The organism is Roseateles sp. T103, from assembly GCF_057219915.1.
This window is the reverse complement of record NZ_JBXVVS010000003.1, coordinates 294,914-320,491: the sequence shown is the minus strand read 5'-3', so window position 1 is coordinate 320,491 and position 25,578 is coordinate 294,914. Positions and strand designations below refer to the sequence as shown.

The window sequence follows — 25,578 nt, the reverse complement described above, 5'->3', positions numbered from 1 at the left end:
GCCATTCTCCACCGCCCGATACGCCTGCCCGGAAGGCCGCTGGCAAAATTCGCCGATGTCCGTCGCACCGCAGCCCATGCCGCGCGTGCTGAGCCTCATCCCGCCGATGACGCAGCTCAACACGCCGTATCCGTCCACCGCCTACCTGACCGGTTTCCTGCGCTCGCGCGGGGTGGACGCGCGCCAGCAGGACCTGGCGCTGGAGCTGGTGCTGCGCCTGTTCTCGCGGGCCGGCCTGGCCCAGCTGCGCGAGGCCGCCGAGGCGCTGCCGCCGGCCCGGCACAGCCGCCAGGTGCAGCAGTTCCTCGCCGAGTACCCGCGCTACGAAGCGACCGTCGAGCGCGTGATCGCCTTTCTGCAGGGCCGCGACGCGACTCTGGCGCACCGCATCAACACCCGCGGCCTGCTGCCCGAGGGCGCGCGCTTCGCCTCGCTGGATTCCTACCTCAGCCACGAGGACGGCGAAGACCCGCTGGCCTGGGCCTTCGGCGCCCTGGGTCTGCAGGACCGCGCGCGGCACCTGGCCACGCTCTACCTGAACGACCTCGCCGACGTGCTGCGCGACGCGGTGGACGAGCGCTTCGAATTCGTGCGCTACGCCGAGAAGCTGGCCACCAGCCAACCGACCTTCGACCCGCTGGCCGAGGCGCTGGCCGCGCCGCCCAACCTGGTGGACCGCACGCTGCAAGACCTGACCCTGGCCGCGCTGGACGCGCACGCGCCGGATGTCGTGCTGCTCTCGGTGCCCTTTCCGGGCGCCGTCTATGCAGCGCTGCGCATCGCGCAGACCATCAAGCGCGCCAACCCGCGCATCGTCACCGTGCTGGGCGGCGGCTTCGTCAACACCGAGCTGCGCGAACTGCGCGAGCCGCGCGTGTTCGAGCACATTGACTACATCACGCTGGATGCCGGCGAGCGCCCGCTGCTGGCGCTGCTGGAGCACCTGCAAGGCAGGCGCTCGAAGCAGCGCCTGGTGCGCAGCTTCCTGCGCGAGGACGGCCAGGTCCGCTACATCAACTTCGGCGGCGAGCCGGACATCCCCTTCGACGAGGTGGGCACGCCCACCTGGGACGGCCTGCCGCTGGACCGCTATCTGTCGCTGCTGGACATGCTCAACCCGATGAACCGGCTGTGGAGCGACGGACGCTGGAACAAGCTGACCGTGGCGCACGGCTGCTACTGGAAGAAGTGCAGCTTCTGCGATGTGAGCCTGGACTACATCTCGCGCTACGAGGCCGCCTCCGCCGAGGTGCTGGTGGACCGCATCGAGGCCATCGTGGCCGAGACCGGCCAGACCGGTTTTCACTTCGTCGACGAGGCCGCGCCGCCCAAGGCGCTGAAGGCGCTGGCCGCCGAGCTGCAGCGGCGCGGCACGGCGATCAGCTGGTGGGGCAATGTGCGCTTCGAAAAGACCTTCACGCCCGAGCTGGCGCAACAGCTGGCCGACAGCGGCTGCATCGCGATCTCCGGCGGGCTCGAAGTGGCCAGCGACCGGCTGCTGAAGCTGATGAACAAGGGCGTCTCGGTGGAGCAGGTGGCGCGTGTCACCAAGGGCTTCGCCGATGCCGGCGTGCTGGTGCATGCCTACCTGATGTATGGCTTCCCCACGCAGACCGTGCAGGACACGGTGGACGCACTGGAGTACGTCCGCCAGCTGTTCCTCAACGGCTGCATCCACAGCGGCTTCTTCCACCGCTTTGCCTGCACCGTGCACTCCCCCGTCGGCCAGCGCCCGCAGGACTATGGCGTCAGCCTAATCCCGCTGCCCGACAGCCCCTTCGCCAAGAACGACGTCGGCTTCGTCGACCCCACCGGCACCGACCACGACATGATGGGCCGCGCGCTCAAGAAGGCGATCTACAACTACATGCACGGCATCGCGCTGGACGAGGACGTGCGCATGTGGTTCGAGGAGATCCGCGCGCCCAAGCCGACGGTGGGGAAGCATCGGATTGCCAAGGCGCTGGCACAGACGCTGCAATAGGCCTTCCACTGGAGAACCGCACCATGGCCACCATCCGCCCCGGAACCAGACATGTCCTGATGGTCGTCGACGTACAGGTCGGCGTGATGGCCGAGGCCTGGGAGGTGCCGCGCGTCGTCGCCAGCATCGCCCGTGCCGTCGAGCGCGCCCGTGCGGCCGGCGTGCCGGTGGTCTGGGTGCAGCACGCCGACGACGAAGAGCTGCCCATGGGCAGCGCGCCCTGGCAGTGGGTGCCCGAACTGAAGCCCGCGGCCGACGAAGCGCTGATCCACAAGCGCTACAACTCGGCCTTCGAGGACACGGCGCTGGATGCGGTGCTGGCCGAACTGGGCGCCGCGCACATCGTGCTGGCCGGCGCGATGACCAATGCCTGCATCCGCGCGACCGCCTACGGCGCGCTGGACCGCGGCTACGACCTCACGCTGCTGAAGGATGCGCACACGACGATGAGCTTCGAGCTCGGCGAAGGCCGCCGGCTGGAGGCCGAATCGGTGGTGACCGACCTGAACCTCGCTATGCGCTGGCTGCAGTACCCGGGCCGGCGCAATGCCGCGGTGGCGGTGGACGAGTTCGCCTTCGGCGCATGAACCTGCGCCGTCTCTGTTCGGCGCTGCTGGCGCTGGCCCTCTTCGCGCATGGAACCGCACACGCAACGATGGACATCCAATCCCTGTGGGACTTCGGCCAGCCGGCCCTGAGCGAGCAGCGTTTCCGCGAGGCGCTCAAGGCCCTGCCGCCCGGCAGCGACGAGGCGCTGATCCTGCACACGCAGATCGCGCGGACCTATGGACTGCGCCGCGACTTCGACGCCGCGCGCCGCGTGCTGCGCGAGCAAGTCGAGCCGCGTCTGGCCCAGGCCGGCGCCGAGGTGCGCGTGCGCCATGCGCTGGAGCTGGGGCGCAGCTACGCCTCGGCCACGCATCCGCCCGAGCAGCGCACGCCGCAGAGCAAGGCCCAGGCCCGTGAGGCCTTCGAGCGCGCACTGCGCCTGGCCCGCGAGGCCCGGCTCGATGGACTGGCGGTGGACGCCATCCATATGTTCGCCTTCGTCGACGAAGCGCCCGCCGAGCAGGCGCGCTGGGCCGAGCAGGGGCTGGCCATCGCGCTGGCGTCCAATCAGCCGCAGGCGCGCAACTGGGAGGCCTCGCTGCGCAACAACCTCGGCGTGGCCCTGCACCAGCAGCAGCGCTTTGATGAGGCGCTGGCGCAGTTCCGCCTGGTCGTGCCGCTGCGCGAGCGGCTGGGCGACGCCTACCGCTGGCGCGTCGCCCGCTGGATGGTGGCCTGGACGCTGCGCAGCCTGGGCCGCATCGACGAGGCGCTGCAGATCCAGCTGCGCCTGGCGCAGGAAAACGCCGCGGCCGGCACGCTGGACGAGCATGTGCACGCCGAGCTGGAGGCGCTCTATCGTGCCAAGGGCGATGCGGCGGAAGCGGACCGCCAGGCCGAGCTGCGCCGCCAGGTGGCGGCGCCGCGGTGAATCCCGACGACGAGTGCCAAGACCTGAACGATGCGACTGCACGCCACCGACACGATAGCCCCCGCAGCGCTGCATCACGCGTTCACGCAGGCCTTCGCCGACTACGTGGCCGGGCCCTTCGAGCTGCCGCTGGAGCAATGGCCCGGCTTCCTGGCCCGCCAGGGCGTGGATCTGAGCCTGGGCCGCGCCGCGGTGGATGACGGCGGCGCGGTGCAGGCCTTCGCGCTGGTGGCGCCGCGGCCGGCGCTGGCACGCTGGCGCCTGGCGACGATGGGCGCGCTGCCAGCGGCGCGCGGCAATGGCGCCGCCGTCGCACTGCTGCAGGACTTCATCGCGCGCGGCCGTAGCGCCGGACTCGCCGCGCTGGAGCTGGAAGCCTTCGCACAGAACGAGCGCGCCCTGCGCCTGTACCGCCGCCACGGCTTCGTCGAGCGCCATGCGCTGCGCGGCTTCCGCCGCGAGGCTTCGTCGGCGCCGGGTGAAGAAGGCGCGCCAGCCCAGCTGCTGGCACAGGCCGATGCGCTGGCCTGGCTGCAGGCCAGCGAGCGCGAAATCGACGACCTGCCGCTGCAGGTCAGCGCCCCCGTCGTCGCCGCGCTGCCCGTGCCGTGGACGGCCTGGCGGCATGGCACGGCGCAGCTGGTCTTCAGCGGCGACGATCGCCAGGGACTGCTGCTGCGCTCGCTGGTCGATCGCGATCCGGCGCAGACCGACGCCGAGGCCTTGCTGCACAGGCTCTGCGCCACCTACCCCGGCGCGACGATACAGATGCCAGCGCTGCAACGCAGCGACCTCGGCGGCGACGCGCTGCTGCGCTGCGGCTTCGCGCACCAGGCGCTCTACCAGTGGCTGATGCGCCTGGACCTGCGCTGAGCGAGGAAGCCGCCAGCACGGCGCCGACGCCGCGTGCACTGTTGTGCAGGCGACAGCGGCCGGCGCACCGAGGCGCGATGATCGGCGAGCGACGCCAATAGCACCGCGCCGAAGAGCGCCCACGTCACAGGAGACCGCCATGCCCAGCTTCAGCACCCTGCGCATCGAAGCCGACGCGCAATCGCCGCGCGTCGCGCGCCTGCTGCTCAACCGCCCCGAGCGGCTGAACGCGATCAACGAGGCCATGCCCGGCGAGATTGCCGCGGCGGTGGACTGGGCACAGGCCAACCCGGAGATCCACGTCATCGTCGTCGAGGGTGCCGGCAAGGGCTTCTGCGGCGGCTACGACCTGGCGGCCTTCGCCGAGCAGCAGATCGAGCATCCCTGCCAGCAGGAGAAGACGCCCTGGGACCCGATGGACGACTACGTCTACATGAAGCGCAACACCGAGCTCTTCATGAGCCTGTGGCGCTGCAGCAAGCCGACGATCGCCAAGGTGCATGGCTTCGCTGCCGCCGGCGGCAGCGACATTGCGCTGTGCTGCGACCTGCTGGTGATGGCCGACAGCGCGCGCATCGGCTACATGCCCACGCGCGTCTGGGGCTGCCCGACCACGGCGATGTGGACCTTCCGCCTCGGCCCCACGCGCGCCAAGCAGCTGATGTTCACCGGCGACACCATCGACGGCCGCAAAGCCGCCGACTGGGGCCTGGCCAACGAGGTGGTGCCCGAGGCCGAGCTGGACGCCGCGGTGATGCGCCTGGCGGACCGCATCGCCGGCGTGCCGCGCTCGCACCTGGCGATGCACAAGCTGGTGGTCAATCAGGTGATGCTGAACATGGGCCTGGAGCAGGCGCAGACCCTGGCCACGGTATTCGACGGCATCACCCGCCACAACCCTGAGGGCCTGTGGTTTCGCCGTTATGCGCAGGCCGAGGGCTTCAAGGCCGCGGTGCAATGGCGCGACAGCGGCAAGCCCATCCCCGAGGGCGACGAGGCGCGCGCGCTGATCCGCGAGATGGACGAGGCCGCGCGGCGGCGCCAGAGCCAGGGCGACAGCGACTGATGCCAGCCAGGCACAATGCCGGCCCGGACCTCATCAAGACTCCATCGTTTCCCTATCCACCATGAGCTTCGCCGACAACCTCAAGCAGCTGCCCGCCGTCACCCACCTCGCTGAGCTGCAGCTACTCGACGACGCCGGCGCCGTGGTCGCCCGCATCGAGAACAAGCCCGGCAAGGCCGGCTCGCTGGCCGTCTATGCGGCGCTGGCCGCCCGGCACGGCGGGCGCATCGACGTGGCTGCGGCCGAGGAAGGGCTGGGACTCTTCGCCGAACACACCGAAGCGGCCCGCGGCCATCGCGGCAGCCATCCGAATATCGACCGCCTCTTCGACATCATCGCCAGCGGCAGCAGCTACGCGGTGAAGCTGGTTCCGGCCGCCTGAGGCCGGCGCTGCCGGCAGCGATGCCCCGGGCCGCCACGGCACATGCGCGGGCCGCTAGCATCGCCACGCCATCCACCGATCAACACAAGGACAGAGGAGAGAGACGACCATGTTCAATCACGTGATGCTGGGCTCGAACGACATCGAGCGGTCCAAGCGCTTCTACGACGCGGTGCTGGGCGTGCTCGGCGCCGGCGAGCCGGTGCGCAACCAGGCCCCCACAGGCCACACCCGGCTGTTCTACCGCCACGACGGCAGCACCTTCTGCGTGACCGAGCCGATCAATGGCGAAGAAGCCACCTACGCGAACGGCGGCACGCTGGGCTTCAAGTGCAGCTCGGCTGAGCAGGTGCAGGCCTTCCACGACGCCGCAGTGGCCAACGGCGGCACCTCCATCGAGAACCCGCCCGGCCTGCGCCAGGGCAGCATGGGCGCCATGCACCTGGCCTATGTGCGCGACCCCGACGGGCACAAGCTCTGCGCGATCTATCGGGTCAAGTAGCCTGTCAGGCCTGCCAAGGCACATGGCCGTGGCGGTAGCGCATCATCGCGGCGCCCGCGCCAGTTCGTCGCGCAAGCTGGCCGCGTAGGCCTGCAGGATCTCGGCCGGCGGATCCTTGCGGGGCCAGCTCAGGGCCACGCCGTCCTGGGCGTGGCGCGGCAGCACATGCAGGTGGAAATGGAACACCGTCTGCTCGCCTTCGCGGCCGTTGGCCTGCAGCAGCGTCAGGCCGGGCGGGTCGAAGGCAGCCCGGGCCGCCTTGGCCACCCGCTGCGCCGTCTGCGCCACCGCGGCGGCTTCTTCCGGGCTGATGTCGAACAGCGTCGCTGCATGGCGCTTGGTGGCGACCAGCACATGCCCCGGATTCACCTGCCCGATGTCCATGAAGGCGATCGTCAGCGCGTCTTCATGCACGATGGCGGCCGGGATCTCGCCGGCAACGAGACGGCAGAAGATGCAGTGGCCGGGCGGCGAGGTATCGACAAACATGGGCATGCGCAAGCTCCATCAATCAAGTGTCCGGCACTGCACCATTTCAGGCCGGGTTCATCAGTTCCTGGCAGGCTCGCACGCCGCCGCGCCGTTGTCGAACACGACAAGCCAGCGCCCTAACGCCGCATCGAAGCGCCAGGTCGAGTGGAAGCGCGCGATGACACGTCCATCCGGCCCACGCACCGGCCCCTCGGTGTAGCCCAGCTGGCCGCCGGCCAGCACCTCGGCCTGCTCAGGCTGCCAGGCGAAAGGCGCCGGCGTGCCGGGGGCGAAGAAGCGCTGCGTCCAGAAGGCCAGCACTTCGGCCTTGCCGCGCAGCGGCTTGCCGCCGTTGACGAAGACGGCATCGTCGGCGATGAAGCTGGCAAAGGCGGAGGCGTCGCGGTCGGCCATGCTCTGCGCAAAGGCGGTCTCGCTGGCGCGCAGCGAAGCAGCCGTGCCAGCCAGGCTGGGCGCTGTAGGACTGGTGGCGGCACAGCCGCCAAGCAGCCCGGTGAGCGCCGCAGCCGCTGGCAGCGCCGCACTCAGTCTTCGTTTCGTCATCTTGTTCATCTTCTCCTCCCCTGTCCCGATCGACCTTATCGTCGCTCTTCCATCAGCGCCAGCAGATGCCCGTCCGGGTCGCGGAAGAAGCACATCCACAGCTCATGATCGGGCAGCTTGGCCACGCAGTGCGGCTCGGCGACGAAGTCCACGCCCAGCGCACGCAGCTCGGCCACGGTGCGTTCGATCTGTCCGACGCGAAAGTAGTGGCAGCAGGCATCGCCCGGCTGCACCACCGCGGCCGGGCCCGCGCTGCCGTCGAGCATCAGGCGCAGGCCGGCGCAGTCGAAGAACACCAGCGGCCCGGCGCGGAACAGCCGCGGCAGGCCCAGCCGATCGCCGTAGAACTGCTCGGCGCGGTCGACGTCGCTGACCTTGAGTGCAATCTGGCCCAGGCTTGCCAATGGCATCGTGCTATCCCCCCGCTGCAGGCTTGTCTCTCATCTCCACCGACTCGCGCACCCAGTCCGCGTATGGTCCCCAGGCCTGCGCCACGGCCAGCGCGTGGATGGCCGGCAGCTCGTAGCCATGCAACTCGCGGATGGCGGCTTGCAGCGCAGGGTAGCGCGCCGCCGTGGTCTTGCACATCAGGCGTTGCTCGCAGTCCTGTTGCACCTGCGCCTGCCAGCGGTAGACGCTGCGGATCGCGTCGATCTGCACGCAGGCGGCCAGGCGGCGCTCGACCAGGGCCCGGGCCATGCGCTCAGCGTCCTCCAGTGTGGCCACCGTGGTGCAGACCGCCAGCAGTGCGTCGCCTGCCGCCGGTTCCGGACCTTCCGCAGCTTGATGGCCCTCATGGGCCTGAGGGACAGGGATGTTGCTCATATGCCCAGGATATCGGCGCGCGCCAGGATCTCGGCCGTCAAGGCTTCCCTGATCCAGAGCTTGCGGCCGGTGTGCGCGGCAAACACCGCCTGATGCGCCGCACGGCCCAGCTCACCCTCGCGCTCGTCATAGCCCCGAACCCAGTCGATCAGCATCGCCAGGCGGCTGTGCTGCTCGTCTGCACTGGCGTACTTGTGCGGCTCCCAGGGCCTGGCGCGGCAGTGTGCGATGCAGACCTCGACCCCAGGGTCGAGGAAGAGCAGGCAGGCCTCGGGCCAAGCCTTCAGCGCCGCCTGGGCGAGCTCGGCGTAGCAGCCCTCGATCACCCAGCGCTCATGACGGGCACAGAAGCCCTGCACATCGTCGCGTGCCCGTTGCGGATCGCGCGGCACGGCGATCTCCCCCGGCTCCCAGGCCACCGTGTCCAGGTCGAGGCAGGCAGCGCCGCTGCGACTGGCCAGCCACTGCGCCGCTGTCGACTTGCCCGACCCCGAGTTGCCCAGCAGCACCCAGCGCTGCGAGTTGGGGCGCGCCTCCTGTTCCGCATGCATCCCTTGTCGGCTCCGATTCATGCGCCGGACGACAGCCGGCGCTGGGGACAGTATCTACCGCGACAACGCCAGCACAGCGCGAGAATGCGCTGGCCGCTACAGGTTCATCAGGCTCACAGCTGCAGGGAGGCGCCATGACGAGATCGGCAGCACACACCAGGCGCGCCGTGCTGGCCTGCGGCCTCGCGCTGCTCGGTCTCTTCGCAGCTGCGGCCCATGCCGGCCGGCCGATCTCCTACGCCCAGATGCAGGCGCAGCTCGACGCCCTGCCCAAGGGTGGATTCATCACCGTGACGGAGGAGGGTCGCAGCGTCGAAGGCCGCCGGCTGATGCTGGTGCGCCTGAACCGTGGCGGGGAGCAGGCGCGGTTCAAGGTGCTGTACTACGCCCAGCAGCATGGCAATGAAGTCTCCGGCAAGGACGCGCTGCTCGCCCTCGTCGCACGCATCGCCCGCCAGCCCGAGCTGCTGCCCGAGGACATCGACCTCTATGTGATGCCCATGGTCAACCCCGACGGGGCCGAGGCAGGCACGCGCAGCAATGCAGCGGGGGCCGACCTGAATCGCGACCATCTGCTGCTGGCCCAGCCCGAGACGCGCGCACTGCACCGCGTCGCGCACCGGGTGCGGCCACACCTGGCGGTCGATGGCCATGAGTTCGGCATGGACAGCGACCACCTCCTGGCCAAGGGCTGGCAGGCCTGGCCCGAGATCACGCTGGACGCGGCCAATCACCCGCTGATCTCGCCAGCGCTGCGCCGCGAGGGCGTGCGCACCGTCGAGCGCATGGCCGGCGAGCTGCAAGGCGCCGGCTTCAGCTACCGCCGCTACTACGTGGGCGGTCCGCCGCCCGAGGTGGAGATGCGCCCCTCGTCGCCGGAAGCCGACGACGGCCGCAATGCCCTGGGCAGCCTGGGCGCGCTGTCCTTCATCATCGAAGCCGGCATCTACCGCAAGGCGCCAGACCCGCAGGCCGACCTGGAGCGCCGGGTGCAGGCCTACCTGGCGCTGTTCCAGGCTCTCTGGGGCGACCGGCCGTGGCGAGACGAGGTGCGCCAGCTGGCGCAGCAGGCCCGCGACGCCGCTCTGCCGCCCTTTCTGTCCACCAACACCTTCTGGGGCAATGTGGATGGCATGAGCGCGAGCATCCGAGTGGTGGACCGACGCACGCGCCAGCCCCTGGACGTGCCGACGGCCGCGCTGATGACGGATCTGGTCGTCAAGGGCAGCGTGTCCACGCCGCTGGCCTATGCCGTCGCACCGGCCGCGGCGGCCCGCTTCGCAGCGCTGCTGCGCGCCCACGACGTGCAGTTCGAGATCCTGCGGGAGGCGCAGCCGGTCAGCGCCGAGCGCGTGACGCTGCTGCGCATCGAGACTGACTTCGACGAGGTCTACCAGCGCTACGAAGGCCGGCACATCACGCGGCGCGCGGCACGGGCAGCGCACACGCTGCCCGCCGGAAGCCTCCTCGTGCCGCTGGCGCAGGCGCAGGCGATACGGGCCGTGCAGCTGCTGGAGCCGGAGTCCATGCACGGCATGTATGTGTACCCGGGCTTTGCGCCGCTCGCGCGGCCGGGCGAGGCCTTGCCGGTGCTGCGCGTGTACGCCCAGCCTTAGGGCAGTACCGACCCCGGCTGGTCGCGCGGCACCTGCTCGAGATAGGCCTCGATCTCAGCCGGCGCCTCGCGCAGCGGCTTGAGCCGCACGCTGATGTCGTTGATGCGCCCGCCGGTGTCCACGCCCTCGCGCCGGCGCAGCTCGACGAAGCCCTGCCGGTTCCAGAACGCCTCTGCCCGCGCATTGCCCACCACCACGCCCAGGCGCAGCCAGCGTGCGCCCTGCTCGCGCATCCAGTCCTCCAGCGCCTGGTAGGCCGGGCCGGCCACGCCCTGGCCATGCAGCCGCGTGGCAATGAGGAACAGCGCGACATGCCAGACCGCCGGCGCGCACAGGTCAGCCACGACGATGGCCACACCGGCCAGTGGCGCGCCCGGGGCATCCTTCTCGTACAGGCCCAGCGTCCACTGCCGCGTGTGGCTCAGATGCGGCGGCGGGCGTTCCTCGAATTCAACGCGCGCCAGGTCGGCATCCGGCTTGCGGCCGTTGACGGCGAGGAAGTACTCGGGATTGGCATCGAACAGCGCCTGCAGCGCGGGCAGATCGGGCTCGGCCAGCTCATGCGCCAGCAGCGCAGCGGAAGTGAACAGCGGCTCGTCCATCATCTGTCTCAGCGCAGCGGCAGCAGCGCATCGGGCGGCGGCAGGCTGCCGCCGCTGTCGTGCAGCGCGCGACTGGCGCGGTCGAACCACAGTGCCAGCGCATCGTCCTGGCGCCGCAGCAGCGCAAAACCGTCGCCCGGATGATCGACCCAGGCACCGACGCTGCAGCTCAATTCCACGCCGTCCGGGCCAGCAAAGACGAAGCGCTCCGGCGCGGCGAAGGACTCGGCCTTGCTCACCGCGAAGGGCCAGGGCGCATACAGCGCCGAGCTGTGGATGGAGTGCAGCTGCACCGCGCGCTCGGGCTCGGCGCCATCGGCCCGCGTGATGCTGGCGCTGACCAAGCCGGAGCGGTGCTCGTCGCCGGAGAGGAACACCACGTTGCACGCACGCTGCCGCCAGAGCTCGCCCAGCAGCCAGTGCAGCGTGGCGGGGTAGCCATCCCAGGCATCGGAATGCAGCGCGCTGGCCGCATGCTCGGCGGTGGCCAGCCGACGCGGCAGCAGCATCGAGCCGGTCAGCACGAAACGCGGCCGGCCGGCGGCCGTGCTGCGCGCGAGCCATTGCGTGAAGGCCGCGCGCTGTGCAGCGCCGATCATCTGCGCGCCCATCAGCCGGGCCAGCGGACGCGGTTCGCGTTCGGTGCGCGAGTCGCCGATGAAGAAGCTCGCGCCGCGCCAGTCGAAGTGGTGCCAGAAATGCTCGTGCACGCCGTCGCGCTCGCCAGGCTCCCAGCGTGCGGCCCAGGCGGCGGCCATGGCTTCCTGGGCCCAGGGTCCTTGCTCCCAGCCGCCATCTGGCTTGAGCACAGGCTCCCAGTTGTCCGCGATCTCGTGGTCGTCGGGCGCGTGGACGATGCGCTCCAGCGTCGGCGGCAGGTGCCGCACCAGGCCGGCCTTGAGGGCGCGGTAGGGCACGGCGTAGCGGTCCACGCTGTTCGCCGCATCGGCCACGCCGCCGCTGGCGTCGGCATAGATCTGGTCACCGGCCAGCAGCAGCAGGGACACCTCGGCACCGGCCGGATGATGGCGCGTGAAGGCCAGCAGCCGCGCCAGCGAGGCATCGGCCGGACCGGCACGCCGCGCGTCGCGCTCGGCGCCCTGGATGGTGTCCAGCAGCCCAGGCGGGTACTGGCAGGCGCCGAAGACGAAGCTCAAGGCGCCGGCGTCAGCGGCCTCCGCCGGACGGGTGACGAAGGCATGGCGCAGCGCCACCGGATCGACCGCCAGCGCCGCGCGCAGCGCCAGCTCCAGACCAGGCTGCTCGTGAACGCCCTCGATGCGCAGCTCGCGCTCATCGGCATAGACGAACAGACACAGCAGGCCGCTGCCGGGAGCGGCGGGCAGCCAGTCCAGCGGCAGGCTGCCGCGCAGGGCTGCACCGGGCTCGCCCTGCTGCGGCATGAAGGCCTGCAGCCTGACCTGCGCATGCAGCGGCTTCGCCTCATCCAGCGCCCTGAAGCGCCCCGTCTGCGCATCCTCGCGCACCGGCAGCCAGGCCCAGGCGCGCGGCCAGCCCAACTCGGGACGCAGCGCGGTGAGCACACGCAGCTGCTCGCCACCGGCTTGCTCGGGCTGGCGCTCGATGACGCGCTCGACGCGATGCAGCGGCGGCGCTGCACTGCGCAGCTCGCGCTCATTGAGGCTCATGGCAGCGCCTCCTCGAACAGGAAGTCCAGCACATGGACAAACACCTTGCGGCGGATATGCCGCCCGATCAGACAGTCCTGGTGGCCATGCTCGAGAATCGTCTTGAAGCGGTAGCGCCCTGGCGCCACCTGCTCGTAGAGGTCTTTGGTGAGCTCACCGCTCTCGGCCTGGCACAGCCCGTTGTCCTGGCCGTGGATGGACAGGATCGGAAAGGCCTCCAGCTGCGCCAGCACCTTGGCCATGTCGTCGAGATAGAGGCTGGCGCCGCGCCAGTCGGTGATCTCGTTGACGCGCGCGAAGTGGATGGCCTGGGCGACGGTGTCCATGTTCAGCGGGCCGAAGTGGTCGTCGATGAAATCGAACACCGCCTGGTCCACATTGCTGATCGCGAAGTCGCGGCCGTAGAGCAGGTCCATGCGGTGGCGCGTCGCCACCCAGGGCGTCTTCTTCAGGCTGGGGAAGGGCGGGTTCTCGATATCGAACTCGGCGTCCGGATAGGGCAGGCTGCACAGCAGGCGGTCGATCAGCTGGTCCTGCAGCGTGCGCTGGCCTTCGGGTCGGAAGGCGTAGTCCTGCAGCATCGGCAGCCAGGGGCGCAGATAGAGCATGAGGTGCGCGCGCAAGGTGTTGGTCGGCGACATGATCATCTTCGGCGTCACCTGCGAGATCACCAGGCGGCGGATGGGATGCTCGTGCATCAGCTTCTCGCGCAGCGGGAAGAAGTGCTCGACGCCCTGTTGCTGCTTGGGCTGCAGCAGCGCCATCTGCAGCATCACCGAACCCATGCAGTGCGCGAACACGTCGATCTTGTCGCGGCCGGTGGCGCGGCGTACCGCATCCACCGCCACCGGGATGTCGTTGAGCGCACATTCCTCGAAGGTCCAGGGCAGGCGCGCGCTGTCCAGCCCCGCGCTGGTGCGCATGTCCAGCACCCAGACATCGAAGCCGGCATCCCACAGCAGCTTGGCCGGCCCCGGCTGCACCGAGTGGTGCGCAAAGGTCGTACCGCTGGCGCTGTAGCCGTGGATCATCAGGATGGGCTGGCCGGCGGCCCAGCGGCCCTCAAAGCCAGCCGGTGGGATGCGCTGGTCCTGGCGGTAGCGCGTCAGCCGGATGTGCACCGGCTCATCGTCATCGTCGCGCGGCTTGCGGTCCACCGGGCGACGCTCGAGACCTGCTTCACCGCGGCGGCCGACAGCGATCTCGCTGATCTCGGGCGCCGGCAGCCCCGGCACCGCACCGGGCAGGCGCTGGGGCGTGCGCGGCGGCGCTTCGTCGGGCAGGCGGAAGGTCCAGACATGCACCTGCGCGAGCAATCGCGTGACATAGGCCATCAGCTGGCCGACATCGCGGATCACGCTGGGCAGATCCTGCGCGCGGGTGATGCGCAAGAGCGGCTGGCGCTGCCGCGCCAGGTAATACAGGTCCAGCTCCAGCACCGGCGCCGAGCGGCCGCTGACCGCGCGCAGCGGGCCGCTGACATCCAGCGTCAGCGTGCTGAGCTGCTTCCAGGGATTGCCGCGCCGCGTGTAGCTGATGCGCTTGCCGCCGGCGAGCTTCAGCCCCTGCAGCGGCCGCGCCCAGGCGGGCGTGTCGCTCGGGCCCGCGCCGATCTCCAGCGTGTAGTCCATGCGCCGCACCTGGCCGGCATGCGAGGCCAGGTTCCAGGCATTGATGGCCAGCGCCTTGAAGCGCTGCCAGCCGCTGGCCTGCCCTGCCTTGGGCGCCTTGCGCTGCGTCCAGGCATCCTGCAACGCAAAGACGCTGTCGCGCCAGCCGCGGTTCATGAACCAGGCCCACAGGCCGCGCGCGCGGCGCCGCCAGTGGCCGCTGGGCTCGCGGTGGAACACCGCCAGCTCGGCGCTGCGCAGCGGCGCGATCCAGCGCGCATGCGCATCGGCGCGCTCGGCATGCATCCACAGCTTGCCCTGGCCGCGCACGCTGTCGGCCTTGACCACCATGTAGCGGCCCGGCGCATCGGGGTCGGGCCAGGCGTCGAACAGGCGCAGCCGGCTCTCGCCGTTCGGCGCGCAGCGCAGCCGCCGCTCGGGTCCGGCGGACAGCAGCTGGCGCACCGGCAGCGGCTCGTAGACCAAGGTCAGCTCCAGATACTTGATATCGCCGCCCGGCGCGCCAGGCAGGCGCACGAAGCCGCCCAGTCGCTCGCGGAACTCGGCCTCGGTGGGCTGCTGCGGCTCCGCGCTGTCCACCGGGATGCGGCGGAACACCGGCCGCGGCCCGGGCTTGGGCAGCGGGGTCAGGTCTTGCGGTTTCTCCTGCAGGCCCCAGAAACGCCGCAGCGAGGCCAGCGCGCGCAGCGCCAGCGCGGTGATGGTCAGCGCCGGGTTGATGCCCAGCGCGCCGGGCACGATGGCGCCGTCCAGCACCACCAGGCCCTCGTGCACCGCGCTGCCGCTGCGCCCGGCATAGACGCGGCCGAACTCGTCGACCACGCCCAGCGCGGCGTCGTCGCCCATCGCGCAGCCGCCCAGCGGGTGCACGGTGATCATCGGGCCCTTCTGGTCATCGATCAGAAACGCCATGTCGGCCGGCAGCAGCCGCCACAGCGGATTGGGGATCAGGTGCGCGCCGAGCGGCTTCAGCCGTCGCTCCAGCCAGTCGTGGCGCTGCTGCACCGCGGGGTCGTCGCGCGCGCCGGGCCAGTGCACGGTCAGCGCACCGGGACGCTCGGCGTCCTCGGGCAGGCGCAGCTCGCCGCTGGCGCTGTCCAGACCCATGAGGGCCAGCGGCAGCATGCGGCGGCTGCGCTCGGGGCGGATGGTCAGCGGGTCGTCGAAGGCGACGCCGGCCTCGTGCCGCGAGCGGTCGCCGCCCACCAGCGATTCCAGCGTCTCGGCCAGCGCGAAGCTCTCCTCGAAGGTCCAGCTCAAGGGGCCGGGCACGGCCAGGTCCTGCATGATGAAGTGGCTGCCGTCCAACGCCTGGCCACGCGCATCGAGCATCGCGGTGATCGTCGGACCGGCCTCGCGGGCGTTCGGCGCCTGCTGCTCGTCGGCCAGCGCATGCAGGTCCACCGGCGCCTCCACCGCCGCGGCGATCACGTCGCCATTGCCGCTGAACTGCCGACCGAGACGGTCGGACAGCGCCAGGCCCGCATCGCGCGAGCGCATCAGGATTTCGGTGGAGCCCAGCGTGCCGGCGGCCAGCACGACGCGCCGTGCGGTCAGCACGGCCGGGCCGCTCTCGCGCCGGCGCAGCACGTCGCTGCTGTGTTCGACCCACGCGCGCCAGCCCAGCGTGTCGTCCTTCTCCAGCCGCAACACGCTGGCGCCGCTGACCAGGCGCACGCCACGCTGCTGCGCCTGCACGAGCAGATTCGTGTCCAGCGATTGCTTGGCGCCATGGTTGCAGCCGGTGGCGCAGTCGCCGCAGGCGATGCAGCGGTTCAGGTCCAGGCCCGCGGGGCTCTGCGGCTGCGCATCGAGCGCCACGGTGATCGGCACGCGGCGCGCCGGCGCCTTGGCGTCGGCCAGGCTGGCGACGAAGTCGGCGCGGCGCGGCTTGAAGCCCGCGAGCCGATCGATCGTGTTCGGTGCGCCCTGAGCGTCCAGGCTGCCCAGCGCGCGGCCGGCGTCCTCGTACCAGGCGCGCATCTGCCCTGGGTCGCGGCGCAGGCTCTCGGGCCAGTGCGGCGCGGCGAACACCTCGTCGCGCGCCGGCAGCATCACGCCGGCATTGATCAGCGAGCCGCCACCCAGGCCGCTGGCCTGCGCGACCACCATGTCGGGGCCGAAGCGCAGGTCGAACAGCCCGTCGCCGAAACCCATCGCCTCGCCGGCGGGGCCGACCACGCGCACATGGCCGGTCAGCTCGGAAAAATGCTGTGGGAAGCTGCCGGGCAGGTACTCGCGGCCGCGCTCCAGCACCGCGATCTTCAGCGGCCGACCCTGCTCATCGCTGCAGCGTGACAGGCGCTCGGCCGCGGCCGCGCCGCCATAGCCGCTGCCGACGATCAGCAGGTCGAAGTCAGGCTGGCCGACGGGCGGCGGCGCAAGCAGACGCTCGTGCAGCAGCACCTCGAGGCCGGCGCTGAGCCAGCGCGTCGCCCGCTCAGGCCTGGGGGCGGGTGCTGGCGGTGGCGTCACGGCTTTCCCGGATCGAAAAGGCGATGGCCGACAGCAGCTGGTCGGTATCGACCGGCTTGTGCAGCAGCAACAGCCCCGCCGCATGGGCTTCGCGCAGGCGTTCCGGCGCGGTGTCGCCGCTGATCAGTACCGCAGGCAGATCGGGCAGCGCCGAACGCAGCGAGCGCACCGTGGCCAGGCCGTCGTCGCTGCCGCGCAGCCGCAGGTCGGCCAGCACGATGTCGGGCCGCTTGCTCAGCGCCACCACCATGGCTTCACGCGTGCCGCCGGCGGTCAGCACCTCGCAGCCGTAGCTGGACAGCAGGGCCTGCATGGCCACGCGCACCGGCTCCTCGTCGTCGACCACCAGCACGCGCAGGCCCTGCAGCAGCTGCAGATCAGGCGCCTCGGCCGGCAGCTGCGGCTGCACTGGATCGACCGCGGTGATGCTGAGCGTGAAGCAGGAGCCCACGCCCGGCTGAGACTCCAGCGCCAGGCTGAGGTCCAGCAGGTCCACCAGCCGGCTGACAATGGACAGGCCCAGGCCCAGGCCCTTGGCGCGGTCGCGCTCGGGGTTGCCGACCTGGTAGAACTCCTCGAACACTCGCGCCTGCTCGGCCGGCGCGATGCCGACGCCGCTGTCCAGTACGCTGAGCCTCCACAGCTCGTCGTCGCGCTCGACCTTCAGCTCCACCGTGCCCTGCTGGGTGTACTTGATCGCGTTGTCGATCAGGTTGCGCACCACGCGCTCGAGCAGCACCGGGTCGGTCTCGACATGCGCGCCGGGCGGGCATTCCAGCATCAGCGTCAGCCCCTTGGCCTGCGCCGAAGGCTGGAATTCCTGATGCAGCCGGCGCAGCCAGCTGCTCAGCGAGAACACATCGGGCTTGACCTGGATGACCTGGGCGTCGAGCTTGGAGATGTCGAGCAGCGCATCCATCTGCGTGGCCAGCGAACGCAGCGCCACGTTCATCTGCCGCGCCAGCTCGTTGCTGGACGGGTCGAGCTGGCGCTTCAGCAGCGCCGAACCCAGCAGCGACAGCGTGTGCATGGGCTGGCGAAGATCGTGGCTGGCAGAAGCGAAGAAGCGCGTCTTGGCGTCGATGGCCGACTCGGCGCGCTGCAGCGCGACGCGCAGCTGCTCGTTGCTGCGCTGCTGCTGCATGCGGATATGGATGGAGTCGACGAAAACCCGCCAGGCGTCGCGCCCCAGGCCCATCAGGATGGCGCCGAAGGCGATGATCAGCAGGCCCAGCGTGAGCTCCAGCCAGGTCACGTCGTGCGCACCACCGCCGCCTGAGGCCCAGCTCAGCGCGCTGGCCAGCGACACCGGCGCGACGAAGGCCAGCAGGATGTTGCGATGCCCGGCCGTCGTCGCCACCGAGCCGGCGCACAGTCCCAGCAGCAGGATGGTCTGGACCATGCGCTCGTAGTCGCCGAGAAAGGGCGTGAAGCCCAGCGAGAGCGCGAACATCGCGCCGTTGAGCCCGCTCAGGCCCACCGCCCAGTGCACACGCTGCGCCAGACTGCGCTGCGCCATCAGCGGCAGCCGGCCCAGCAGCCACCAGCGCAGCGCCAGCACGGCGACAACCCCGGCCAGCCACAGCTCGGGCAGCCACCAGCCGATGCCGTCTGCGGCCATGAAGGCGATCATCGCCGCGGCCAGCCCGACGGGATAGGGCACGCGCCGCCCCTGCTTGGCCAGCAATGCCAGCAGCTCCTGCTGGATGGCCGCGTCTTCGGCGTCGCCGATCGCGGCGGCAGCCGCTGCCGCCTGCTGCGCCGGCTTGTCAGTCATCGCACCCCTCCACGGCGCCGGCGCCGCCGGTCGCGGCCCTGCCCCTTGCTGCTGCTGTCTTGCGCATCCCGCGTGTCGCCATCTTGTCGTTGTCTTGGTGGACCGATGGGCGCGGAACATACCACCGCCTCTGCATCGCCGGGCCGCACGACCGGGCCGGTGCTGGAAAACCACGAGCCCCGCCTGCACCGCAGAAAATGCAATGCCGGCCACCTCGACCTGCACGACGCAGGACCCGGTGGCCGGCACGGCACCCTCCCCCCAATTTGCACCGCGCGTCGAGGTCCAGGCGACGCCAGGTGCGCACGCAGTATCGGATGAGGGCCGCGCGCCCGCCCATCCCCCTGCGGTGGGACATCGCCCTGGCGAAAACCCTGGGACGCGGCGGCAGTTCAAGCCGCTTGAATCCAGCCGTCAAGCCCGGTGAACCGCCATTGCGGCATGGCTGCGCACACTGCTGCCCATGCCCTACCAGACTCATCGCACCGACGGCGCGGTCCTGCAGCGCTACGGCAGCACCGCGATCGCACTGCACTGGCTGCTCGCGCTGGCCATCGCCGCCAACTTCGCGCTCGGCCTGTACATGACCGAGCTGGCGTTCTCGCTGACGCGGCTGAAGCTCTACAACTGGCACAAATGGGCAGGCATGGCCATCCTGGCGCTGTCGGCGCTGCGTCTGGCCTGGCGTCTGCTGCGCCGGCCGCCGGCGCTGCCGGCCGGCCCGGCCTGGCAGCAGCGCGCCAGCCATCTGGTGCACGCGCTGATGTATGCGGCTTTCTTTGCCGTGCCGCTGACCGGCTGGGCCTACAGCTCGGCGGCCGGCTTTCCCATCGTCTGGTTCGGCCTGCTGCCGCTGCCCGACTTCGTGCCAGTGGACAAGGCGCTGGCGGCCGGCCTGAAAGAGGCGCATGAGATTGCCGCCTGGCTGCTCGCCCTGCTGGTCGGCCTGCATCTGGCGGCGGTGCTCAAGCACCAGCTGGTCGATCGCGACCGCCTGCTGCTGCGCATGCTGCCCGGCGCGCGCTGAGCCCCTTGGGCGTTCTGATTTCCTTCGCTCCGAGCCCGCAAACAACACCATGCCAAGAACCGTTACATCATCCCTGTCGCGCCGTCTGCTGCTGGGCCTGAGTCTGGCCGCGCTGACCGGTGCCGCGCACGCCCAGGCCAGGCTGGTCCCTGCCGGCAGCGAGCTCGGCTTCACCTTCCGCCAGATGGGCGTGCCGGTCGACGGGCACTTCAAGCGCTTCGACGCCCAGCTCGCCTTCGACCCGAAGAAGCCCGAGGCCGGCAAGGTCAGCTTCAGCATCGACCTGGGCAGCGTCGCCCTGGGCGCGCCCGAGGTCGAGACCGAGCTGGCCAAGCCGCTGTGGTTCGACAGCCGCAAGAACGCGCAGGCCAGCTTCCAGAGCAGCGCGATCAAGCCCGCCGGCAAGGGCCGGCTGGAGGTCAGCGGCAAGCTCAGCATCAAGGGCCAGACCCGCGACATCAGCGTACCGGTGACGCTGACGCAGAGCGGCACACAAACCACCGCCAGCGGCAGCTTCACGATCAAGCGGCTGGACTACCGCATCGGCGAAGGCGAGTGGAGCGATGTCTCCATCGTCGCCAACGACGTGCAGGTGAAGTTCAAGCTCAACTTCAGCGGCATCGGCCCGCTCTGAGCCGCAAGCCGCGGCCACCGACCCGAGTCCCCCTCCCTTTCAACCCACCCTGAATGGAACAACGCACCATGAAGAAGACCCTGCTCGCCGCCCTGGCCCTGGCCGCCGCCTCCACCGGCGCCATGGCCCAGCCCGTCAGCTACGCCATCGACCCGACCCACACCTTCGCGACCTTCGAGATCGGCCACTTCGGCACCTCGACCAACCGCGGCCGCTTCGACAAGAAGGAAGGCATGGTGCAGCTCGACCGCGCCGCCAAGACCGGCAAGGTGGAGATCACGTTCGACATGAACGCCATCAACACCGGTACGGCAGCCTTCGACAAGCATCTGCAGGGCGATGACTTCTTCGCGGTGGCCAAGTTCCCCAGCGCCAAGTTCGTCGGCGACAAGTTCGTCTTCAACGGCGACAAGGTGACCGAGGTGTCCGGCCAGCTGACGCTGAAGGACAAGACCAACCCGGTGACGCTGAAGGCCACCCAGTTCAACTGCTACCAGAACCCCATGCTCAAGCGCGAGGTCTGCGGCGGCGACTTCGAGACCACCATCGACCGCACCCAGTGGGGCATCGACTACGGCCTGGCCTGGGGCTTCCCCAAGCAGGTCAAGCTGATCATCCAGGTCGAGGCAGTGCGCCAGTAAGCCAGCGCGCCATCGGACTGTCGGCCTCCGCTGCAGTTCATCCTCCGGTCCGGCCGGCGTATCGCACGCGGCTGGGCCGCCACTGCCGGCTTGCGTACAGTGCGCAGCAACGCAAGGTCCGGCAGTCCATGAATCCAAGCCCCTCCACCCCCAGCACCCCCACGCCATATCAGCGCTGGCAGAAATTCTCTGCCCGGCTGATGCGCGGCTTCCACATCTACGCCACCTGGCTGGTGGGCATCAGCTGGAAGCGCTTCATCCTGCTGTCCATCCTGGCGCTGATCGGCGCCAACATCCTGCAGAACCTGCTGCCGAGCTGGCGCATCACCGAGACGGTGGAAGGCACGCCGCCCCCGCCCAAAGCCACCAAGCCGGCCGAGCCCAAGCCGCCGACTCAGCCCCGGGCCGCCGCGCCCAAGGCCAGCGGGCCCATCCACTACGAGATCACCATCGACGAGCGCGGCATCCGCGTGCTGCCGCGCGAGCCGGCCAAGGCCGCGTCCGCGCCGGCATCCGCCGCATCGGCCGCGTCGGCCGCGTCGGCCGCAGGCGCAGCGGTGGATCCGACCCTGCCCGCGCTGGAAATCCGCCTGCCCAAGTCCGTGCAGACCGAGGAAGTGCGGGAGGCACTGGAGAAGGCGCGCGAGGATATCGAGGACGCCGTGCGCCAGGCCCAGGAAGCCCGCGAGGAGGCCGAGGCCGCCCGCCAGGAAGCCGAGGAAGCCCGCGAAGAGGCCCGCAATGCCGCCACCGGCGCACGCACCAAGGTGACGGTGGTCAGGTTCGGCGACTTCATCGTCGACCTGGCGGTGCTGCTGGTCTTCGCCTCGGCCATCATCAAGGCCAGCTACAAGGGCCGCTTCCAGGCCGAGGTCAAGGCCGCGCAGGCGGCCGAGACGGCCGAGGCCGAGCAGCTGCGCCGCCAGGTGGTGGAAGCGCGCATGGCCGCGATGCAGGCCCAGGTGGAGCCGCACTTCCTCTTCAACACGCTGGCCTCGATCGACCACCTGATCGAGACCGACCCGCCGCGCGCCTCGGCGATGCAGAAGAACCTGATCGCGCTGCTGCGCGCGTCGATGCCGACGATGCGCGAGACCCATGCCAACGGCGTGCGCGAACTGGCCCGCGAGCTGGCGGTGATCCGCCCCTACCTGGAGATCCTCAAGGTGCGCATGGAAGAGCGGCTGCAGACCGAGATCGACGTGCCCGAGGGCCTGCTGTCCGCCGAGTTCCCGCCGATGATGATCCAGAGCCTGGTCGAGAACGCGATCAAGCACGGCCTGGAGCCCAAGGCCGAGGGCGGCAGCCTGAAGGTCAAGGCCGAGATCGTGCACGGCAAGCTGGTCGTCACCGTGGCCGACACCGGCCTGGGCTTCGGTCGCGCCGGCACGCAGGGCACCGGCGTGGGCCTGGCCAACATCCGCGAGCGGCTGGCGCTGCTCTACGGCAGCCGCGCGAGCGTCACCGTCACCGAGAACAAGCCCAGCGGCACCGTGGTCGCGATCACCGTGCCCTACACCAGCGCCCACAAGGACGATCCAGCGGTTGCGCAGCCAGGAGCCCCGACATGAAGCGCCTGTTTTTCACTTCACTCATCGCCATCATCGTGCTCGCTGCAATGGCCGCTGTGGGCGGCGTGCTGCTGTGGCAGGAGGTCGCCAGCCATCCCGAGCTCAGCTTCAGCATCAACGGCGAGACCATCCCCATTCACGAGATGGACGTGGCCGACTGGATCGGTGCCGTGTTCGGCATCGGCCTGGCGATGCTGATCGTGCTGTTCGTCGTGCCGCTGAGCCTGATCCTGGGCCTGGGCCTGCCGCTGTTGATCGTCGGCGCTGCACTTGCCGGCGTCGGCGTGCTGATCGCAGCGCCGCTGCTGCTGCCGCTGCTGCTGCTGTGGTGGCTGCTGCGCCGCGACCGCCGCACGCTGCGCCGGGCCTCGGGCAAACCCCAGCCACCACTGGCCGCCGGCCCTGGCGCAGACGCGTAAGCTCGTCCCCATGAACCCGAGCAACACCACCCCCTCCCCGAGCGCCGGCCGCGTGCGCGCCGTGCTGGCCGACGACGAACGCCTGATGCGCGAACAGCTGCGCAGCCGCCTGACCGAGGTCTGGCCCGAGCTGGACATCGTGGCCGAGGCCAAGAACGGCCTGGAAGCCGTGGAACTGGTGCGCGAGCACCGGCCCGACATCGTCTTCCTCGACATCCGCATGCCAGGACTGACCGGCGTGGATGCGGCACGGCAGATCGCGCAGCTGCCGGAGGACGACGACTGGCTGGTGCCCGAGATCGTCTTCATCACCGCTTATGACCAGTACGCAGTGGAAGCCTTCGAGCAGGGCGTGGCCGACTATGTGCTCAAGCCCGCCGAGCGCGAGCGCCTGCTGGTGACGGTGGCGCGCATCAAGAAGCGCCTGGCCGCGCGCCAGGATGGCGAAGGCGCCGAGGCTGCCGCGCCCGCCGGCGCACCGCTGCAGCAGCTGCTGCACCGGCTCTCCGCCCAGCTCAACCCAGGCAGCGCGCCGCAGTACCTGCAATGGATCCAGGCCAGCGTGGGCCAGGCCATCCAGATGATCCCGGTGGAGGACGTGCTGTTCTTCATCAGCGACGAGAAGTACACCCGCGTGCAGACCGCCACGCAGGAGGCGCTGATCCGCAAGCCGATCAAGGAACTGGTGGACGAGCTGGACCCGCAGCTCTTCTGGCAGATCCACCGCTCCACGCTGGTCAACGTGAAAGCCATCGCCGGCATCACCCGCGACTTCCGCGGCCGCCAGCTGGTGGGCATCAAGGGCAGCAACGAGAAGCTGGAAGTCAGCCGCAGCTACACGCATCTTTTCAAGAGCATGTGAGCGGACGATCCCTGGGGCTATGCTCTGCTAAAGGACCGAGTCCCGCACCATGACCAAGCCTGCCACTGTCTCCGCGATCGTCGCTGCCGCGTTGACCGCGGCCGCCTTCCTGCTCAATCCATCGCCCGAGAAGCACCGGGCGAAGATCAAGGAAGCCATTGCCGAGCGCAGCCCCTTGGCGGGAGCGCTCGGCGTTGGTGCCCTCACGGCCTTCGTGTCGACCTACCACCCCTTGGGCGTGGCGTCCTACACCACGGTCGACGACCGCACCGTCTCGGTTGGTGCGTTTGGCGTGGTCATCGTCCTGCAACCCAAGCAGGACCGGTAGCGGTCCTGCCGCAGGGCCGTCAGAAGAAGCCCAAGGCGTTCGGCGAGTAGCTGACCAGCAGGTTCTTGGTCTGCTGGTAGTGGTCCAGCATGGCCTTGTGCGTCTCGCGGCCGATGCCGGATTCCTTGTAGCCGCCGAAGGCCGCGTGCGCCGGGTAGGCGTGGTAGCAGTTGGTCCACACGCGGCCGGCCTGGATGGCGCGGCCCATGCGGTAGGCGCGGCTGCCGTCGCGGGTCCACACGCCGGCACCCAGGCCGTAGGGCGTGTCGTTGGCGATCTGCATCGCCTCGGCCTCGGTCTTGAAGGTGGTCACCGCCAGCACCGGGCCGAAGATCTCCTCGCGGAAGATGCGCATCTGGTTGTGGCCCTTGAACAGCGTCGGCTGGATGTAATAGCCGCCGGCCAGCTCGCCGCCCAGCTGCGCGCGGTCGCCGCCGCACAGCACCTGCGCGCCCTCCTCCTTGCCCAAGGCCAGATAGGTCTGGATCTTGTCCATCTGCAGCGCCGAGGCTTGCGCGCCCATCATGGTCTCGGTGTCCAGCGGGTTGCCCTGCTTGATCGCGGCCACGCGCTTGAGCGCGCGCTCGATGAACCTGTCGTAGATCGATTCCTGGATCAGCGCGCGGCTGGGGCAGGTGCAGACCTCGCCCTGGTTGAAGGCGAACAGCACCAGGCCCTCGATGGCCTTGTCCAGGAAGGCATCGTCCTCGGCCATCACATCGTCGAAGAAGACGTTGGGGCTCTTGCCGCCCAGCTCCAGCGTGGCCGGGATCAGGTTGGTGGCGGCGGCCTGGGCGATCACGCGGCCGGTGGCGGTGCTGCCGGTGAAAGCGATCTTGGCGATGCGCTTGCTCTCGGCCAGCGGCATGCCGGCTTCGCGGCCGAAGCCGTTGACGACGTTGAGCACGCCCGGCGGCAGCAGGTCGGCGATCAGCTCGGTCAGCACCAGGATGCTGATCGGCGTGCTCTCGGCCGGCTTGAGCACCACGCAGTTGCCCGCACCGAGCGCCGGCGCCAGCTTCCAGGCCGCCATCAGGATGGGGAAGTTCCAGGGAATGATCTGGCCGACCACGCCCAGCGGCTCGTGGAAGTGGTAGGCGATGGTGTGGCCGTCGATCTCGCTCAAGGCGCCTTCCTGTGCGCGCAGGCAACCGGCGAAGTAGCGGAAGTGGTCCACCGCCAGCGGGATGTCGGCATTGAGCGTCTCGCGGATCGGCTTGCCGTTGTCCACGGTCTCGGCGTAGGCGAGCACTTCCAGGTTCTGCTCGATGCGGTCGGCGATCTTCAGCAGGATGTTGGCGCGCTCGGCCGGCGCCACCGCGGCCCAGCCGGCGGCGGCGGCATGGGCGGCGTCCAGCGCCAGCTCGATGTCCTCGGCGCCGGAGCGCGCGGCCTGCGTGTAGACCTGGCCGCTGATCGGCGTGATCACGTCGAAGTACTGGCCCTTCAGCGGCGCGACGAAGCGGCCGTTGATGAAGTTGTCGTAGCGCGGCTTGTAGGCGATGCGGGCGTTGGGCGTGTTGGGGGCGGCGTAGATCGTCATGGCGTTTGTCTCCGGTTTCTGGATTGCTTGGTTTGGCGAAACGGTGCGCGAGCGCATCCGGGGGCAGCCCGTTTGCGAAGACCGTGCCAGCGCCGGTTTGCGCAG

General features: G+C 70.1%; 25 protein-coding genes. 15 read left to right on the top strand and 10 right to left on the bottom strand.

Annotated features, from left to right (window positions below; all coding sequences use genetic code 11):
- The first annotated feature begins 55 nt into the window (after positions 1–55).
- The 7 genes from AC2EBS_RS11750 to AC2EBS_RS11720 all read left to right on the top strand — a co-directional run bounded on the left by AC2EBS_RS11750 (position 56) and on the right by AC2EBS_RS11720 (position 6,287).
- Positions 56–1,984 (top strand): B12-binding domain-containing radical SAM protein, encoded by a 1,929-nt coding sequence (locus AC2EBS_RS11750; protein ID WP_484728607.1) that lies wholly within the window; start codon positions 56–58, stop codon positions 1,982–1,984.
- A 23-nt stretch (positions 1,985–2,007) separates the two neighbouring features.
- Positions 2,008–2,571 (top strand): cysteine hydrolase family protein, encoded by a 564-nt coding sequence (locus AC2EBS_RS11745; RefSeq protein ID WP_484728606.1) that lies wholly within the window; start codon positions 2,008–2,010, stop codon positions 2,569–2,571.
- Positions 2,572–2,639: 68 nt separating this feature from the next.
- Positions 2,640–3,464 (top strand): tetratricopeptide repeat protein, encoded by an 825-nt coding sequence (locus tag AC2EBS_RS11740; protein ID WP_484728605.1) that lies wholly within the window; start codon positions 2,640–2,642, stop codon positions 3,462–3,464.
- A gap of 30 nt (positions 3,465–3,494) precedes the next feature.
- Positions 3,495–4,337, top strand: a complete 843-nt coding sequence (locus tag AC2EBS_RS11735) for a GNAT family N-acetyltransferase (protein WP_484728604.1) — start codon at positions 3,495–3,497, stop codon at positions 4,335–4,337.
- A 139-nt stretch (positions 4,338–4,476) separates the two neighbouring features.
- Positions 4,477–5,403: a crotonase/enoyl-CoA hydratase family protein gene (locus AC2EBS_RS11730; RefSeq protein WP_484728603.1), complete on the top strand. Its 927-nt coding sequence runs from the start codon at positions 4,477–4,479 to the stop codon at positions 5,401–5,403.
- A 61-nt stretch (positions 5,404–5,464) separates the two neighbouring features.
- The gene (locus tag AC2EBS_RS11725) at positions 5,465–5,785 is read left to right on the top strand and encodes a DUF2322 family protein (RefSeq protein ID WP_484728602.1); all 321 of its coding nucleotides are present in this window, start codon (positions 5,465–5,467) and stop codon (positions 5,783–5,785) included.
- Positions 5,786–5,894: 109 nt separating this feature from the next.
- Positions 5,895–6,287 carry a VOC family protein gene (locus AC2EBS_RS11720; RefSeq protein WP_484728601.1) on the top strand — a complete coding sequence of 131 codons (393 nt, stop codon included), beginning with the start codon at positions 5,895–5,897 and terminating at the stop codon, positions 6,285–6,287.
- Between the two features lie 42 nt (positions 6,288–6,329).
- On the opposite strand, the gene AC2EBS_RS11715 is transcribed toward AC2EBS_RS11720, so the two are convergent.
- Genes AC2EBS_RS11715 through AC2EBS_RS11695 form a run of 5 tightly spaced genes read right to left on the bottom strand, consistent with a single transcriptional unit; the run spans position 6,330 to position 8,698 of the window.
- Positions 6,330–6,782 carry an HIT family protein gene (locus AC2EBS_RS11715; RefSeq protein ID WP_484728600.1) on the bottom strand — a complete coding sequence of 151 codons (453 nt, stop codon included), beginning with the start codon at positions 6,780–6,782 and terminating at the stop codon, positions 6,330–6,332.
- Between the two features lie 54 nt (positions 6,783–6,836).
- Entirely contained in the window at positions 6,837–7,331 is a 495-nt protein-coding gene (locus tag AC2EBS_RS11710; RefSeq protein WP_484728599.1) for a YybH family protein, read from the bottom strand.
- Positions 7,332–7,357: 26 nt separating this feature from the next.
- Positions 7,358–7,732, bottom strand: coding sequence for a VOC family protein (locus AC2EBS_RS11705; protein WP_484728598.1), 375 nt, complete (start codon positions 7,730–7,732; stop codon positions 7,358–7,360).
- Between the two features lie 4 nt (positions 7,733–7,736).
- Complete coding sequence (cutA, locus tag AC2EBS_RS11700; RefSeq protein ID WP_484728597.1) at positions 7,737–8,147, bottom strand: divalent-cation tolerance protein CutA; 411 nt, start codon at positions 8,145–8,147, stop codon at positions 7,737–7,739.
- The gene (locus AC2EBS_RS11695) at positions 8,144–8,698 is read right to left on the bottom strand and encodes a P-loop NTPase family protein (protein ID WP_484728596.1); all 555 of its coding nucleotides are present in this window, start codon (positions 8,696–8,698) and stop codon (positions 8,144–8,146) included. Before AC2EBS_RS11695 ends, cutA begins: the two co-directional genes overlap by 4 nt.
- Before the next feature lie 134 nt (positions 8,699–8,832).
- Here AC2EBS_RS11695 and AC2EBS_RS11690 point away from each other — a divergent pair, with 134 nt between their 5' ends.
- A complete protein-coding gene (locus AC2EBS_RS11690) occupies positions 8,833–10,314 on the top strand; it encodes a M14 family zinc carboxypeptidase (RefSeq protein WP_484728595.1) in 1,482 nt (493 codons plus the stop codon).
- Here the strand turns inward: AC2EBS_RS11690 and AC2EBS_RS11685 are convergent.
- Genes AC2EBS_RS11685 through AC2EBS_RS11670 form a run of 4 tightly spaced genes read right to left on the bottom strand, consistent with a single transcriptional unit; the run spans position 10,311 to position 18,448 of the window.
- Positions 10,311–10,919: a GNAT family N-acetyltransferase gene (locus AC2EBS_RS11685; RefSeq protein WP_484728594.1), complete on the bottom strand. Its 609-nt coding sequence runs from the start codon at positions 10,917–10,919 to the stop codon at positions 10,311–10,313. The two genes, AC2EBS_RS11690 and AC2EBS_RS11685, sit on opposite strands and share 4 nt — an antisense overlap.
- Before the next feature lie 5 nt (positions 10,920–10,924).
- Complete coding sequence (locus tag AC2EBS_RS11680; RefSeq protein ID WP_484728593.1) at positions 10,925–12,565, bottom strand: alkaline phosphatase D family protein; 1,641 nt, start codon at positions 12,563–12,565, stop codon at positions 10,925–10,927.
- On the bottom strand, positions 12,562–16,671 hold the full coding sequence (locus AC2EBS_RS11675; protein ID WP_484728592.1) for an alpha/beta fold hydrolase: 4,110 nt from the start codon (positions 16,669–16,671) through the stop codon (positions 12,562–12,564). Before AC2EBS_RS11675 ends, AC2EBS_RS11680 begins: the two co-directional genes overlap by 4 nt.
- Positions 16,637–18,448 carry an ATP-binding response regulator gene (locus AC2EBS_RS11670; RefSeq protein ID WP_484728591.1) on the bottom strand — a complete coding sequence of 604 codons (1,812 nt, stop codon included), beginning with the start codon at positions 18,446–18,448 and terminating at the stop codon, positions 16,637–16,639. Before AC2EBS_RS11670 ends, AC2EBS_RS11675 begins: the two co-directional genes overlap by 35 nt.
- 463 nt (positions 18,449–18,911) lie before the next feature.
- Here AC2EBS_RS11670 and AC2EBS_RS11665 point away from each other — a divergent pair, with 463 nt between their 5' ends.
- The 7 genes from AC2EBS_RS11665 to AC2EBS_RS11635 all read left to right on the top strand — a co-directional run bounded on the left by AC2EBS_RS11665 (position 18,912) and on the right by AC2EBS_RS11635 (position 23,930).
- Positions 18,912–19,475: a cytochrome b gene (locus tag AC2EBS_RS11665; protein ID WP_484728590.1), complete on the top strand. Its 564-nt coding sequence runs from the start codon at positions 18,912–18,914 to the stop codon at positions 19,473–19,475.
- A gap of 49 nt (positions 19,476–19,524) precedes the next feature.
- Entirely contained in the window at positions 19,525–20,109 is a 585-nt protein-coding gene (locus tag AC2EBS_RS11660) for a YceI family protein (protein ID WP_484728589.1), read from the top strand.
- A 68-nt stretch (positions 20,110–20,177) separates the two neighbouring features.
- Positions 20,178–20,750, top strand: coding sequence for a YceI family protein (locus AC2EBS_RS11655; protein WP_484728588.1), 573 nt, complete (start codon positions 20,178–20,180; stop codon positions 20,748–20,750).
- A gap of 128 nt (positions 20,751–20,878) precedes the next feature.
- Complete coding sequence (locus tag AC2EBS_RS11650) at positions 20,879–22,321, top strand: sensor histidine kinase (RefSeq protein ID WP_484728587.1); 1,443 nt, start codon at positions 20,879–20,881, stop codon at positions 22,319–22,321.
- Positions 22,318–22,740: a hypothetical protein gene (locus AC2EBS_RS11645; protein WP_484728586.1), complete on the top strand. Its 423-nt coding sequence runs from the start codon at positions 22,318–22,320 to the stop codon at positions 22,738–22,740. The genes AC2EBS_RS11650 and AC2EBS_RS11645 overlap by 4 nt, the downstream gene beginning before the upstream one ends.
- A gap of 10 nt (positions 22,741–22,750) precedes the next feature.
- Positions 22,751–23,602 (top strand): LytR/AlgR family response regulator transcription factor, encoded by an 852-nt coding sequence (locus tag AC2EBS_RS11640; RefSeq protein WP_484728585.1) that lies wholly within the window; start codon positions 22,751–22,753, stop codon positions 23,600–23,602.
- A gap of 49 nt (positions 23,603–23,651) precedes the next feature.
- On the top strand, positions 23,652–23,930 hold the full coding sequence (locus AC2EBS_RS11635; RefSeq protein WP_484728584.1) for a hypothetical protein: 279 nt from the start codon (positions 23,652–23,654) through the stop codon (positions 23,928–23,930).
- Between the two features lie 19 nt (positions 23,931–23,949).
- On the opposite strand, the gene exaC is transcribed toward AC2EBS_RS11635, so the two are convergent.
- Positions 23,950–25,473 carry an acetaldehyde dehydrogenase ExaC gene (gene exaC / locus AC2EBS_RS11630; RefSeq protein ID WP_484728583.1) on the bottom strand — a complete coding sequence of 508 codons (1,524 nt, stop codon included), beginning with the start codon at positions 25,471–25,473 and terminating at the stop codon, positions 23,950–23,952.
- Between the last annotated feature and the right edge of the window lie 105 nt (positions 25,474–25,578).